The sequence below is a fragment of the Dehalobacter sp. 12DCB1 genome (assembly GCF_004343605.1).
GTDB lineage: Bacteria > Bacillota > Desulfitobacteriia > Desulfitobacteriales > Syntrophobotulaceae > Dehalobacter.
Genome location: NZ_POSF01000005.1, coordinates 1 through 13,374, shown reverse-complemented (window position 1 = coordinate 13,374; position 13,374 = coordinate 1). Strand labels below are relative to the sequence as shown.

The window sequence follows — 13,374 nt, the reverse complement described above, 5'->3', positions numbered from 1 at the left end:
GCTTATCCAAGCTGCATGCCTCCCATCGTCATGCCCTGATCAGGCGTCTGTTCCGCAATTTCATGTCTCAGCGTTTCAACCGCCTCGGCAATTGCCGCGTCGCTGGAAAAACTGGCAAGGTGTGTGTAATCGTCCGTGAATTGCTGCTTTCCATCCAGCGTGATGACAAAGTCCACGGTGGCAATCTCATCTTTGGTCACGCCCAGCCGCTTGTTGCCGCTGTCCGTTTCGTTATACAGTCGGATGGCTTCCGACAGCGTGAGGTCGCCCGTGAGTTTTTCGTCGGGCAAGTTATAATCCTGAAACACAAACCAGCTATAGCTGTGTGGCAACGTGCCGTCCGCGGCGTTTTGGAGTTGCTGCTTTCCGGCCGCCGTGAGTCCATAATCCTGCTTTGGAGCCTCGTTCTTCATTCTCAGTTCCTGCTGCCGTTTGTCGTAAATATATAGATAGGCGTTATAGTCGCCCTGAATCGGCGTACAGCGCAGACAGTAGCGATAGTTTTCGCTCTCTGCGATATACCCGTAGCCGCCGCTTGAGCCGTCATCCAGTTTGCCGGCGTTGTGGTCGCAGCAGTATCCGGACATAGACGAGAGGCTTCTCAGCGGACCGCTTTTGCGCAGCTCATCCACAAATTCCTGAAGCTCCACTTTGAATTCCGGCGTGTTCAGCTCATCACCGTTGTGCGGCCACCAGGTATGCCAGAACTCATTACCTCCGTGGCCGAAGTCCGCCCGCAGATGCCCGACCGTGCCAATCTCCGCGTCCTTCTTGTCTTGGGAATAGAAAAGCCCCGCCTCATCGGGAGAGGCGGGGCGCAGGATGAATTTGCGGTTATCAGGTGCGAGGTCAAGGCCATGTTCCTCACAGAAGTCCGGCAAGGTCAGGCATTCGCCAAGAAAATTCAGCTTTCCGCGCAGTCGGCGGAAGCCTTCCTTGGGAATGGTGACCGGCTCCGGTGTGAGAATGGCTCCGGCATGGTTAATGGCGACATGGCTTTCAACCGTTACCGGTCTGCCGGGATCATAATCCGAGCCTCGGAGGTCGTAACAATAAAAGCCTTTTGGTACCGTATCCCGGTCAATGCGGGAATTGGTGAAAAGCGCGGGCTTTCCGAACAGCTCCACATGCTCATATTGTTCTTCTCTGGCATTTACGCTCATGGGACATTATCTCCTTTCCAAATTTGTCAAGTACACAAGATACCACGAAGAGACCGGAATAGCTATACCATAAATTTATACCAGTACCCGGCTTGTAATTGCACAGGGGAGCTTAAACAAAGACCGCACCGTCGCACCATTTTTTCATCGCGTTATAAATCAGATGTACTTTGGTCCCGTCGGTTACATCGCGCCATCCTGACGGTTTGAACTGCCTGAGACCAAACTGGCGGTCGCCCTCGAAATACGCCAAGATTCCGATGTCGGCTGGTATCTCGTCGGCGATTTTGGGTGCAAGGGACTTCGGTACGCAGTAGTAGTTTTCATTTCCGTGGAAGTTGTGGCCGTTTACACCTTTGAAATCGGAGTAGGTAATTTTGACCTCGAAGCAGGTGACCATCATGCCCACCTTCCAGTTATGGCATCGTAATACGCAACCGTGGCATTTCTGATCATTTTTATCCGTACCGCCGTTGCGGAAGCACTTTCCGGGTTGGTGCATGTACGCGGTCGTGCGTTGATCTGTCTCGGAAAACCGTGCCGCGTCCAGAAGCCTGCAGAGGTATTCCTCATCTGCGTAATAGTCCTCAAACCGGATGCTGTCCACTATTCCCGTGGGAGTCCACACTTCATCTGCCCACCGAATGGTTCTCTTTTCAGTATTCAGCTTTGGCCGGTAATAATGGGTCAGAGCCTTAATCCGTTTTGTCAAATCCGTTTCCACGTTTCACCTCATGCGTTCTATATGAATCGAAAAGACCTGCCCCTCGGCGAAAGGCAGGCCGAGCTTATCCCATTTCCATACCACCAAGCTCCTGCCGGTTAATCCGGGCATCGACGATATCCTGCAGAGCCTGCTCCGCGCTGTCCCGCCTGAGTACATAGCCTCCGGCCGTGTAAGCGCCGCCGTGATTGGCGTAATATTCAATGCCGACCCGGGCGTAATCCAGATACGGCTGAACATTCTCGTCAAAGGGCATCACGCCGGAATTGACGAGGAAAATGCCAAGTTCCCGGTCTGTGGTAACGTGGGGAATGTACAGGTACTGCTCCAGCCGTTCTCCAATGGTGATCACATCGTCCAGGCCGTTAACGGACTCGGCATCCAGCGCGCCCTCAAACAGCCGACACCCGTCACGGTCCAGCGTGTCGGTAATCTCCGCGATACGGTTCAGCTTTTTCATCTGTCCGGGGGCGTTCACGTCCGCGTTTTTCAGGTAGCGGCCGATATTCCTGACATCGCTGATCGCGCCGACGATTCGGGTGGAGGACACATCGGTGCTAATTTCATCCAGCCAGGACCACACCTCGCCGATTTCAGCCGGAGTTGGCGGGAGTTGCAGGTAGACGCCCTCATAATCGTCGGCGCGGGTAAGGTGAAGCTTAAGCATTCATTTTCTTCCTTTCAAAAAGATTTCCCTGCGTTCAGTGAAGAACGCAGGGATTGATCTCTTTCAGAAGCGCGAAGCTGAGTCGAGTTACTCGAAATAGAACTCCACGCTGTAGGTGATATTGCTCTTGTTATACATGCAATCATGGTTGGTATAGTAGTACATTTCCAATTGCGAATACACACCCGGTGGTAAGGATCGGCTGAAGGTGATGCCGTTTGTGGTAGTGCCGTAATCCAGCTGATCCCACTGGCCCGTTAGCACGTTGTAACCACGCACACGTCCGAAGTCCTGACCGCTGTGGCCGGAAACAGGGGGCACTGTGAAGGTGTAATTGATGATGGTCGCCCCGGCGATCCCCTGCTCCAGGATGACAGATTCCGGTCCGGTGAGCGTCATGCCGCCGCCGTGGGTTGGATCGGATACGAAGAAAATAACGGCTGCCCAGGAAGATTCGGCGCCAGTGGCATCGATAGCCTTCACGCGAACCACGTTTTTTCCGAGGGGATAAGCGCTGCTTGTTTGAGCCGGCCGACCTTCCCAAATGTAGCTGACAGCGTCGCCGTCAGAGTCGGTGCTTGCGGCAGTGATGGTAATCGGAACGCCGGGGGCGATGCTGTTTCCGTTCGGGGTGCGGGTGATCACCGGCGTTGTGGGAGCGGAATTTGTCACCGTAAAGGTGATATCCGCCCAGTCGGAATATAGCCCCCATGCGTCTTTTGCTCTGACATACACCGTATGGGTACCCACGGTATAGTAGCTGTCCGCAGTGTTGCCGGAGTATTCCAGAGTGACGGTATCGCCATCTGGGTCTGAGGCATAGGCCGTGAGATTCACCAGGAGTTTGCCGTTTTGGGCCGTTCTTGTGACCGACGCGCTTCCGGTAGGCTTATACGGCGCATTGTTGGTGATGGTGAAGCTTTGCGAATAGGTGAACGTCCGGCCGGCGCTGTCGGTCGTGCTGGCGGTCAGGACATAGTTGCCGATTGCGTTGACGGCAATGCTGCCGCCGCTGTTTGAGAGACTTCCTGTATAGGATGCCGGGCTTCCGCCTTTGGTCAGCGACCATGTGAGGTTTCGGCCCTCCAGTCCGGACACGGCCGGCAGGGATACGTTAAAGCCGGAGCCGATGTGAGCGGAGGATGGCACACTGAATGGGAATTGAGCAATCGGTTTGACCGTCGCGGCATTGGATTCAAAGGTGAATTTTCTGCCGTTTACATCCGTCACTTCGGCAAACAGCTTCACTGCAATGGTTCTGTCCGTGCCGATTGCCAGTGAGCCGCCGCCCGCGCCTAAAGTGCCCGTGGCATATTGGGAATAGGGCTTGGGCTGGCCGCCATCGACAGAGATAAGCCAATTGAAGCTCGCTCCGTCAAGTTCATTGCCATAGGCGGTGACTGCCATAGGTTCTCCGCTGTAGGTCAGCGGTGGGATGTTGATGCTCATGGTCGGGATGGGTGATATTGTAAAGCTCCGGCTCTCGGTAAAGGTGCGGCCGGTGGGGTCCGTCATGGTCAAAATCAGCGCGTACTGTCCTTTTACCGGGAAGGTAATTGTACCGCCCGATTCTGTAAGGACGCCGGATGCGTAATTTGAATACGGTTCAGCGCCTCTGTCATCAGTCACGACTGTCCAGTCCGCGGCGAGGTTTTCCAGATCCGTGCCGCTGACGCCGACCGTTCCGGATTCACCTGCATACCAGACCTGCGGCGTACTGAGTGCTACTACCGGGATCGGGCAGACCGTGGTCGACGCCGAGTAAGAGAATACCCTGCCCAACGCGTCGCTCATGGCGGCGGTAAGGGTGTAATCTCCGGCATCCTTAAAGCGGATATCTCCGCCGAAGGCGTTGAGGTTTCCCTCGACAGCGTCGGCAAGACTGACGGGTTCTCCGTCCTTCGTGAGACTCCAGTTCACCGGCAGCACGTTATTATTGCCGCGGGTCCGCAGGTTGATGGTTCGGTCGGTGTGGGTCGCTTCGGGAAGTTCAAAGGAGATATTCAGTACCGGCAGGACTTCGATTTTCCCGCCATTCTCGAACAGGAATACCCGCCCTGTTTCATCGGTGATTCGGGCGATCAGTTCATAGGTGCCGGCATGTTTGAAGCGAATAGCGCCGCCGCTGTTGTCCAGCGTGCCCTCGATATATGTCCCAAGATCCTGAAACCCGAAGCCGTTTTCCAACATCCACTCCACCGTAAGGCCGTCCAGCTCCGAGGTTTCCGGAGCCACGGTGACAGTGGTGTCGGTGTAGGCGGTTTCCGGCAGCGTATATGAGATACTTGGAACCGGATACACCTTGACCGGCGCGGTGTAACTATAGGTTCTATCCGCGGGGTCGGTGAAGGCCGCTTTCAGGACATATTCGCCTTTTTCAAGGAAACGGATGTTGCCACCCTGATTTGTCAGCTCGCCTTGAACAGCGTCGGAAAGGGCGACGGCTTCTCCGTCTTCGGTGAGCGACCACTGAATGGCAGCGTCGCCAAGGTTTTCAAAGCTGGTTTTCACCTGGATTATTTTATCGGTGTGGGTGATTTCAGGTGCGTAGAAGCCGATGGAGCCTATCGGATAGACGGTGACGGTCTGAGAGGCTTCAAAGGCGCTGCCGGTTTCATCGGTTAATGTACCGGTGAGCGTATACACGCCCTTATCCAGGAACCGGATCTTCCCGCCCTGATTTTCCAGCGTGCCCTCGACAGCGTCCGTAAGAGCAGCCGCCTCGCCGTTTTTGATCAGGCTCCAGTCGACGGTCAGCCCATCGGCTTCGGTCAGAGCCGTGACGACCTCAAGAGTCGTATCGGTGTGAGCAGCGGCGGGAAGAGAAAACGCGATTGCCGCCACAGGATAGACCTTCGTATTTTCCGTATGGGTAAAGATGCGTCCAGCTTCATCGGTGATAGAAGCCGTCAGCGAATACTCCCCCTTGGTTTTGAATGCAAAGGTGCCGCCTCCATTTTCAAGTGTGCCGTCCAGAATGTCGGCCGGCGAAACGGTTTCCCCATCCTTAGTTGCTGTCCACACAATGTCGTGGCCGTAGAGCTTTTCTAATGGGAGGGTAAGGGTAACCGATTTGTCCGTATGGGTCGTTGCCGGAAGCTCAAAGCTCAGGTCAATGACCGGATAGACCGTGATCTGTTTGGCCAGCACGGTTTCTTTTCCTCTGGCGTTTTTGGCCGTTGCGGTCAGCGTGTACTGTCCGTCCTCTTTAAACTGGATCGTGCCGCCCTCCAAACCGAGCGTGCCGGTGACGGCGTCCGCCAGTTCCACAGGCTGCTGTGAGCCGTCCACGGCGGTTTTGGTCAGCGTCCATGTAAAGTTGCTCATATACTTCCACACGGGCATGACCTTGATTTTGCTGTCGGTGTAGGCGGTTTCGGGAAAGTCAAACTGTACCTGCGCGCTCGGATGGCTGTGAGAGCCGCCTCCCGAACCGCCCCCGGAATCATTGCCCGGATTATCCGGAGTAGGTGTGGGTGTAGGCTCAGCCGGATTTGTCGGAGTGGGTGTCGCCGGCTGCTCCGGAGTGCTTGGGGCAGACGGAGGAGGCGTCGGTGTGGAATTTTCCGGCGTGACCTTGTCGATCAGATCGTCGGATTCGCCCTTTGTCACCGGGTCATTGGGATGGATCTTGCCGTCGTCCGTATCCCCAATGATATCTTCCTCGCGGCCTACGATGACATATCCTTTATTGCCGTCTTTGATATCATCCTGGTCATCATAGCCGCTGTGCCCCTGCGTATTTTTTGCCTCGTCGTCCTTTCCGCTGACCCGCACGAGCATTTTGATGATCTCCGCGCGGGTGATGGGATCGTCGGGGCGGAAGTACCCGTCAGGATAATCGGCGGAATCGAGGATGCCGGCGTCGATCAGGGCCTCGATGTACCTCTCTGCCCAATGCCCGTCGATGTCGGAAAAACTGGGCGGAACTTTTTCCGCGTTCCCGGTATCCATCTCCAGTTCTTTTGACAGGTCGGCGGCGAACTCGCCGCGGGTGATGATTTCATCCTGCCGGACGAAGTTTTCCGGATGCAGGCGATATGCCGTATAGATCACGCCGCACACCAGAAAAAGGAGAACCAGGGCGAGGATTCCAATGCGTTTCCCTTTTTGCTTCATTGGTTTACAATCCTTTCTTATTAATTTTGACTATGAAAAAACCGGAATCACAATCTGGTTCCGGCTTCAAGTCCTTATTGGCTATTGTGGATATCCTTGTTATCGCGGTCGGTGTTTCACATTTCTCCCATTGTCATATTCATGCGCTCGGTTTCAACTCCCGCCATGACCTCGTCAATGGATACGAAGCCGTGATAGCTGATGTAGCCGGTTTCGGCAAACAGACCGTACTCTCCGGCGATGCGCTGCTCTCCGTATTTCTTGAAATCATAGTATGCATCCAGCTCGCTGTCGTAGTCGAAGTGGCCGGATTCCATGATCATGTACCGGCCATATTCTTCCGGAGAGGAAACGCCGGGAACAAAGTCGAAAAGGTCAAGCTGGCTTAAAAGGTTCCGAGCCTGCGTGAGATCGGCGGGAGACGCCATTTGAAGCGCCGCTTCCGTTTTCTGGCGGCAGCCGTCGTCCAAATCCTGAAAGCTGGCGCACAGCCTGTTTAGCTCATAGAGGTTTTCTTCTGTATCCATCAGGTCAATCAGCGCGGCGGGCAGCTCGCTGCCATCATACTGCAGACGCACATCCTCGTTCTGGATTCCCGCGCGCATCAAGGCGCGTTCAATCTGGCAGTCCTCTACCGGCAGGTACAGCCATGCAATATCCTTGGTATCTTCCGGGAGGCTTCGGTCTGTAACCGCCACGGTCAGCAGAGTATCGCCGCTATACCGATAATCAGGGAAATACAGCCCGTCATAGTAAAGCTCCAGCTCCATGCCGTTTTCGTAGACCACACCGTAAGGCATGATGGTCCCTTCTTCATTCAGCAGAAGGGAGAGAGCTGTTTTGTGGAAGTCCACGGTTCTTAGATCATCCTCGGTCAGCCCGCCGTGAAGGTTCATGTGGTGCTTTCGGCCAACAGCAGCCAGATCTGTAAAACCCTGAACGACCGTTACACTCTGGCAACAAAAGGTCAGGTTGATGAGATCCGTCATATTGGAAAAGTCCTGGCTGACGGCGGCGCCCTGGAATTGGGCAAGTTCATATTTGTCAAAGCTCTCCAGCCGTTTGGCGAGATAGTCCAGTTCATCCACATTGATTTCGGTTTCTTCCAATCGTTTGAGGATGGAATAATCTCCGCTAAGCTCCTTGACAAAGCAATCATGTATGGCAATGTGTCCGATACCGATGGCTTGGAGGTTTTCATAGATTCCTGCATAATCCGCTATGGGGAAGCACACGGCGACAGGCGACAGGTCGGGCCGCTGATGATTCGCTAAGATAGTTTGGATCATTGTGTCACCTCCAGCAATTTTGCGTCGACCCACCGCGTTTTTCCGGATTTCATCGTTTCATACTCGACAAAGAGTCGGGAGTCAAGCTCAACATAGGAAATGTCGAGATCGGATTTTTGCGGCCGGTAGGCTTTATCAGCGTCGTACTTATACCAAACGCATAGTTTGAGCTTCCTTCCGTCGTCGGTATCAAAGTAACAAATGAGCGCGCGATTACTGTTCCATTTTTTCATGACAAGCGTGCCGGTGAAGCTGCCCGCCCCCTCCGGGAAATCGTATTCCTTCATGGGGAAGCCCATATCCATGACTTGTTTTTTCGAGAATCCGCGTCTTATCATTTTTCGATCCTCCTTTTTCAATGCTCCAGCGAATAACTGGCATAGCCAGAACGGGCGATAATCATAGCGCCTATGATGACCTTCAGCAGCTCATCGCTCACGATGCTCTCATCGGCAAGGTCGGCGGCCGTGATCCGTTTCTCGTTGGTGTAGACACTTTTGGCGGTTTGGTACAGGATGTAGTTGTTCGTGCTGATGCCGCGGAGCTTGACCTTTGTAAAGTCAATATCGTTTTCTGTTATAGCTCCTGCTACGGCTTTCCACAGTTCGGCGTCAGCGGTGAGCAGATGCAGATCTGCAATGAATATCGGAGGCTTGCGGATTACATCCTGCATGAACTGCCGCCATACCCAAGCAAGTCGTTCCATATGCCGGCCTGATACAGTTGTCCGTGGAAGTCGGCGGCGGCAAGGTGGATTCGAGTTTTGGCGCGGGGATTTTTCAGATGGGCAAAACACTCGATGACGAGATCATAATAGGTCACTGCTCCAGCCTCAATGCGCTCCTTGAGCCATGAACAGTGCTTGGATTTACATTTCTTTTTTTTGTAGTCCGTGCAATAACGGCAGTCGACGTCATCGGCGGAATATCTGGAATTACCGATCTGGAAGCCGCTGCTCCTGGGTGAAAAGTTAGGAGGAAGCAGCAGCATCTGTTCGATTCCGGCAAGCCTGGTGTTACACATAAAGTGTCTGGACATGGCGTTTTTTCCTTTCATTTTGTTTTAAACGCAAAAAAGCAGCGGAGTCTTTGCAGCCGTTTTGGTGGCTGCAGACCCCGCCGCTTTTATATTGAATAAGCGCTTACATATTCATTTGTGGCGCCTGACCCTGCGCCTGGGCGATTCGTTCCTCCACATCAGGAACGATGCACTCGATCTGCTCTCTGATCTCTCCCAGCTTTTTTTCGCTGTCATAGGTCAGTTCATAGCCGCCCTCCAGCATTCCCTTGATGCATTTGTACATCTCGGAGAATTGTTCCGGCGAAAACAATTTCTTTTCAGGTATCAATCCGGAGCGGACGGCGAAGTCCTCTTTGGCGGAGGTATATTTGTTGATGAAATAGTGGCCGAGGCCAACGCCGGTTCTATCGTAGTCTCGTTCCCAGGTTACAAACTTGTACCCATAGTTTTTCTCCATTTCCAGTCCGGCGAGTACATACCCATTAAAGTCGGCCAGCAGCCGGTAATCCTCGTCCAGACTTTTTGCGTGGAGGATAGGCGCCAGTTCCATCGCCGTCATGTATTCTCTGACCATGTCGGCAATAGGCGCTGTACGGTCATACAGATCGTTTGCCTCGGGAGTATTAAGATCGCCGGGGGCCTTGCATAGAAAACCGGGGGCCTCGACCCGGAAGGCCGGCTGGCCGTTCAGCAGAACGGGAAGCCTGCCGTTTTTGGCGGGCGTGGTTTCTATTCCTTCGTTGGCGAGGATGCGGTAAAGCTCGGCAAAATATTTTTCTCTGTCCATAGGATACCTTCTTCCTTAATTCTGTCTGAAAATCGAGTAGGAGGGGGTGGTTAACTCCCGTCCTCTCACACCACCGTACGTGCGGTTCCGCATGGTTTAAAAGAAGATGATAGAAAAACAATGTATGCAGAGATGAGCAGAATTACAAGACATTTTGTCATAATTAATGACTATAATGAGAAAAGATCACTTTTAGTGAATATTGCCGAATGGTTAGAAGGTGGAGATTACTTTAATTTCATAAAAAAGGCTCAGGATGAGATGAAAGAGGTCTTTGATGAAGTCCGCATAGTAAATGTTGGTTCGCGAGCGGCATGTAATATCTGCAGACCATTTGCTGAGAAAAAGGGTCCATGTTAAAATTTCGGACAGTATGATAAGATACACCTGAAGAAAAGGAGCTTATCGAAATGTCCAAAAATCGAAAGAAATACGATGAAGAATTCAAAAAGCGTGCGGTGCGAATGAGCTGCAGCAGCGAACGTCCGGTCACAGCGGTGGCCGAGAGCCTCGGGGTCACGAGCAACATGATCTACCGCTGGCGAAAGAAATACACGCCTGACGGAGAGAAAACTCAGATGGCTGCGCAGCAGGACGAGCTGGGCGAGCTTCGCAGAAGGATAGCGGAATTGGAAGAGGAAAATTACATATTAAAAAAAGCGTCGGCCTTCTTCGCAAAAAATCAGAAGTGACGGATTTTTATGACCTGATGAAAAACGAAACCAAATACGCCAAGGCGAAGTGGGCCGAAAAACTTGGCGTTTCCACATCCGGATTTTACACCTGACTTCACGACCGAAAGCGGCGGCAGGCGTCCGGCGACGAATTGCGTGAGAAGGTCGTATCTGTTTTTAATGAAGGTCAAGGCGTCTATGGGGCCGACCGTATCTGCGGTATTCTCAGGCGCAACGGGGATTCGGCATCCTACCCGGTCGTAAAGCGCATCATGTCGCACGAAGGCCTGAAATCCTACCACCTGCGTCGCAGACAGCGGTCTTTGACAGACAGCAGAAAAGCGCGCGGAGCCAGGTATGAGAACCTGACGAAGGGGCTTGAAATAGAAAGGCCGCTTCAGGTTTTGTCCAGCGACATCAGTTATATCCGAACCGGCGAAGGCTTTGACTACCTTTGCCAGATCCGCGACGTCTACAGCAATACCGTTCTGGCTTCCTGTCAGGCGGAGAACATGAAAAAGGAGCTTGTCCTGAAAACGTTGAGAGCCGCTCAGGATCGCTGGCGTTTGCCTGCGGGCGTGATCTTCCACAGCGAGCGTGGCAGCCAATACACATCAGTACACATCAGCCGAGGTAATGGCGCAAGTGGCCGGTTATGGCTGGAATCAGAGTTTTTCCAACGTAGGCAAACCGGGCGACAACGCCTGGAGCGAGAGCTTCTTTTCGATCCTGAAAAAGGAGATCGTGCACTGGCGGTTCTATCCTACCCGCGAAACCGCGCGGCAGGCCATATTTGAATATATTGAGGTGTTTTATAACAGGCGCAGGGTTCAGAAACGGCTGGGCTACCTCAGCCCGATCCAATTCCTGAACGCCTGGAACAAGCGGGCTTTACCATGTAGTGCTTAGCATATTGTCCGAAATATCGTTGACTTCTCAAAGTAATAAATGTAAACTGAGTTCAAGACGCTATCTATGCTATAATATAGCAATGAATAATCGCAACAGATGAAACATCACATTTACACTTATAACAATATCCATAAAGTGTATTTGGCGACTGGTTACATTGCCGATTGGCAAACCAAATTCAGGAATACAAGGTGGGCGAAAGACGGGTTTGCAGATCAGTTAGAAATACCAAAAAGTGGCTCAAATTGACAAAATAAATTCTTCTTAAATACTTAAAAGGAGGTCAAATATGTCAATCGTAACTGTAGATTTTGATGGAACTTTATATCAACATAATTCAGTTATGGCTATGCTTAAAGCTGGGAGAAAAGCATTCACTTTAAAACAATGGGTTTTAATAGTCATGAATTTTTTAAACGGTTCTGTAAACAGGACGAGAGGAAATAAAGTGGATTATCGTGTTGTTTTACTAAAATCATTTTTTTACCAAATGAAAGGGAAAAATATGGACGAGATGCATACTTTTTTTGAGTCCATAGCCAATACCGGGCGTCAGAGTATTAATTATGATTTGGTTTCAAGGATAACTAAACATTTGGAAAATGGAGACCGCGTGATCATTCTATCAGGGGCTTTGCAGCCATTTCTTGAAGAATTTATTCGACAGCTGGATATGCGAGCAGATGCGATTGGAACATCATTACTTTATGATGAAAGAGGGCTCTGTACAGGTGAAATCGGTAGAATAAACCATGGAGTTGATAAAGTAAATAGGTTGAAACTTTGGATAAAGGAAAATGATGCTAGCGGAGAATCAATTTGGGCATATGCAGATAGTGAATCTGATATTCCTCTACTAGAATTTGCCGATAAAGCAGTTGTTGTTCAGCCGTCAAATGCAATGAAAAAAATTGCAGAATCAAAGGGGTGGGAGATTTTCTATAACTAATGCCTCCGTTCAAATTGCACCGTGATAACGTGTTTGTTTAATTATTTACCGGCAACACGTCATTCATATGTAATGCATTCGCGTTATAGAATGTGGAGTTACAGCTTCTCCATGATATCAAGCAGGCTCTGGTAGCTGTCCACATCATGATAAACCACGTCATCTGTGGAAATTTCATTGAACAGCCGCTTGGCGCAGGCTATTTTGGCTTGCTCGATGGGACGTAGGTTCAAACTTTCCATTGTGCCTTTGGTCTCTGCGATTTATCATAATTTCGATTATGCTGTTAATAATTTTATCTATTGTTCTCCCTGCTTTCTTGGGAGTATGTAACATTCTAATATGCAAACTCAGGCGATGGCCTCCAGTAGAGTTTCTAAAAAACGCAAAAAATCGCCCGGCAATGAACCGAGCGACAAGCATAAAGCAAAGCGCAAAACGCCTAAGATCCCAGTAATACAGGCACTTTCGGCCATAGATACAACAAAACCCACCTCGTAATGAAGTGGGTTTTATTGTATCAACCATTGTTGATGATGTGGTGGAGACGGAGAGGAGCGAACTCTTGACCTCCGCGTTGCGATTTTTAATCGCGATGTCAAAAATTTCCGGTGAAAGGATAGGCGAAAATTTTTGACCGAATTTTTTGCTCTTTATCGGGGCCTGCTTTAAGCACAGCTTGCGCTCCCAGCTGAGCTACATTTTGTTATATCAAGTGTCCAATCTTAATTGCATTAAGGTATGAAAAAACCACAAGGTTATTTGGCCTTGTGGTTTATCGTTGTTGGTGGAGATAAGCGGGATCGAACCGCTGACCTCTTGAATGCCATTCAAGCGCTCTCCCAGCTGAGCTATACCCCCGTATGTGGCAAGACCCTGTATTCATGCGGTTTTGCCGTGTTTGTCATTGTCTGTGGATGATTTCGCTTTGCGGGTGGTTTTACCGTTCCGATGCCCTCCCAGCTGAGCTATACCCCCACGGTCACTCAAAACCAAACAACAAGAAATCAATTGCTAAACTCACCATACTTGAGAGTCAGTCCAGGTTACCCTGCTTGACTCTAAGTACC

At 51.3% G+C, this 13,374-nt stretch carries 14 protein-coding genes and 1 tRNA gene; 3 read left to right on the top strand and 12 right to left on the bottom strand.

The window, feature by feature from the left end:
* Positions 1 to 2 precede the first annotated feature (2 nt).
* From C1I38_RS02685 to C1I38_RS02645, 9 genes are all read right to left on the bottom strand, one after another.
* Positions 3 to 1,163 carry an LPD28 domain-containing protein gene (locus C1I38_RS02685; protein WP_119776754.1) on the bottom strand — a complete coding sequence of 387 codons (1,161 nt, stop codon included), beginning with the start codon at positions 1,161 to 1,163 and terminating at the stop codon, positions 3 to 5.
* Positions 1,164 to 1,275: 112 nt separating this feature from the next.
* Positions 1,276 to 1,875: a hypothetical protein gene (locus C1I38_RS02680; RefSeq protein ID WP_243109278.1), complete on the bottom strand. Its 600-nt coding sequence runs from the start codon at positions 1,873 to 1,875 to the stop codon at positions 1,276 to 1,278.
* A 76-nt stretch (positions 1,876 to 1,951) separates the two neighbouring features.
* The gene (locus C1I38_RS02675; RefSeq protein ID WP_119776751.1) at positions 1,952 to 2,554 is read right to left on the bottom strand and encodes a hypothetical protein; all 603 of its coding nucleotides are present in this window, start codon (positions 2,552 to 2,554) and stop codon (positions 1,952 to 1,954) included.
* 87 nt (positions 2,555 to 2,641) lie between these two features.
* Positions 2,642 to 6,673 carry an S-layer homology domain-containing protein gene (locus C1I38_RS02670; protein ID WP_119776749.1) on the bottom strand — a complete coding sequence of 1,344 codons (4,032 nt, stop codon included), beginning with the start codon at positions 6,671 to 6,673 and terminating at the stop codon, positions 2,642 to 2,644.
* 116 nt (positions 6,674 to 6,789) lie between these two features.
* Positions 6,790 to 7,908 (bottom strand): antirestriction protein ArdA, encoded by a 1,119-nt coding sequence (locus tag C1I38_RS02665; RefSeq protein ID WP_132102075.1) that lies wholly within the window; start codon positions 7,906 to 7,908, stop codon positions 6,790 to 6,792.
* Positions 7,909 to 7,958: 50 nt separating this feature from the next.
* A complete protein-coding gene (locus C1I38_RS02660; RefSeq protein WP_119776746.1) occupies positions 7,959 to 8,300 on the bottom strand; it encodes a hypothetical protein in 342 nt (113 codons plus the stop codon).
* 17 nt (positions 8,301 to 8,317) lie between these two features.
* Complete coding sequence (locus tag C1I38_RS02655) at positions 8,318 to 8,635, bottom strand: hypothetical protein (RefSeq protein ID WP_119776744.1); 318 nt, start codon at positions 8,633 to 8,635, stop codon at positions 8,318 to 8,320.
* On the bottom strand, positions 8,623 to 9,000 hold the full coding sequence (locus C1I38_RS02650; protein WP_119776743.1) for a hypothetical protein: 378 nt from the start codon (positions 8,998 to 9,000) through the stop codon (positions 8,623 to 8,625). The genes C1I38_RS02655 and C1I38_RS02650 overlap by 13 nt, the downstream gene beginning before the upstream one ends.
* Before the next feature lie 103 nt (positions 9,001 to 9,103).
* A complete protein-coding gene (locus C1I38_RS02645; protein ID WP_119776741.1) occupies positions 9,104 to 9,769 on the bottom strand; it encodes a hypothetical protein in 666 nt (221 codons plus the stop codon).
* A gap of 410 nt (positions 9,770 to 10,179) precedes the next feature.
* Here C1I38_RS02645 and C1I38_RS02635 point away from each other — a divergent pair, with 410 nt between their 5' ends.
* The gene (locus C1I38_RS02635) at positions 10,180 to 10,461 is read left to right on the top strand and encodes a transposase (protein WP_119776737.1); all 282 of its coding nucleotides are present in this window, start codon (positions 10,180 to 10,182) and stop codon (positions 10,459 to 10,461) included.
* Here the strand turns inward: C1I38_RS02635 and C1I38_RS14200 are convergent.
* The gene (locus C1I38_RS14200) at positions 10,452 to 11,051 is read right to left on the bottom strand and encodes a hypothetical protein (RefSeq protein WP_243103754.1); all 600 of its coding nucleotides are present in this window, start codon (positions 11,049 to 11,051) and stop codon (positions 10,452 to 10,454) included. The genes C1I38_RS02635 and C1I38_RS14200 overlap by 10 nt on opposite strands.
* Before the next feature lie 37 nt (positions 11,052 to 11,088).
* On the opposite strand from C1I38_RS14200, the gene C1I38_RS14195 reads away from it, so the two are divergent.
* Complete coding sequence (locus C1I38_RS14195) at positions 11,089 to 11,352, top strand: IS3 family transposase (RefSeq protein WP_158582065.1); 264 nt, start codon at positions 11,089 to 11,091, stop codon at positions 11,350 to 11,352.
* 292 nt (positions 11,353 to 11,644) lie between these two features.
* Positions 11,645 to 12,304, top strand: coding sequence for an HAD family hydrolase (locus C1I38_RS02620; RefSeq protein WP_119776732.1), 660 nt, complete (start codon positions 11,645 to 11,647; stop codon positions 12,302 to 12,304).
* Between the two features lie 98 nt (positions 12,305 to 12,402).
* On the opposite strand, the gene C1I38_RS02615 is transcribed toward C1I38_RS02620, so the two are convergent.
* Both C1I38_RS02615 and C1I38_RS02610 read right to left on the bottom strand, forming a co-directional pair.
* Complete coding sequence (locus C1I38_RS02615) at positions 12,403 to 12,567, bottom strand: hypothetical protein (protein WP_348980866.1); 165 nt, start codon at positions 12,565 to 12,567, stop codon at positions 12,403 to 12,405.
* 522 nt (positions 12,568 to 13,089) lie between these two features.
* Positions 13,090 to 13,165: transfer RNA gene (locus tag C1I38_RS02610), tRNA-Ala, on the bottom strand.
* Between the last annotated feature and the right edge of the window lie 209 nt (positions 13,166 to 13,374).

Coding starts and splice junctions, on each gene's coding strand:
- C1I38_RS02660 (WP_119776746.1), bottom strand. CDS start 8,300: ATGATAAGACGCGGATTCTCGAAAAAACAAGTCATGGATATGGGCTTC.
- C1I38_RS02635 (WP_119776737.1), top strand. CDS start 10,180: ATGTCCAAAAATCGAAAGAAATACGATGAAGAATTCAAAAAGCGTGCG.
- C1I38_RS02645 (WP_119776741.1), bottom strand. CDS start 9,769: ATGGACAGAGAAAAATATTTTGCCGAGCTTTACCGCATCCTCGCCAAC.
- C1I38_RS02685 (WP_119776754.1), bottom strand. CDS start 1,163: ATGAGCGTAAATGCCAGAGAAGAACAATATGAGCATGTGGAGCTGTTC.
- C1I38_RS02675 (WP_119776751.1), bottom strand. CDS start 2,554: ATGCTTAAGCTTCACCTTACCCGCGCCGACGATTATGAGGGCGTCTAC.
- C1I38_RS02650 (WP_119776743.1), bottom strand. CDS start 9,000: ATGTCCAGACACTTTATGTGTAACACCAGGCTTGCCGGAATCGAACAG.
- C1I38_RS02655 (WP_119776744.1), bottom strand. CDS start 8,635: ATGCAGGATGTAATCCGCAAGCCTCCGATATTCATTGCAGATCTGCAT.
- C1I38_RS02620 (WP_119776732.1), top strand. CDS start 11,645: ATGTCAATCGTAACTGTAGATTTTGATGGAACTTTATATCAACATAAT.
- C1I38_RS02670 (WP_119776749.1), bottom strand. CDS start 6,673: ATGAAGCAAAAAGGGAAACGCATTGGAATCCTCGCCCTGGTTCTCCTT.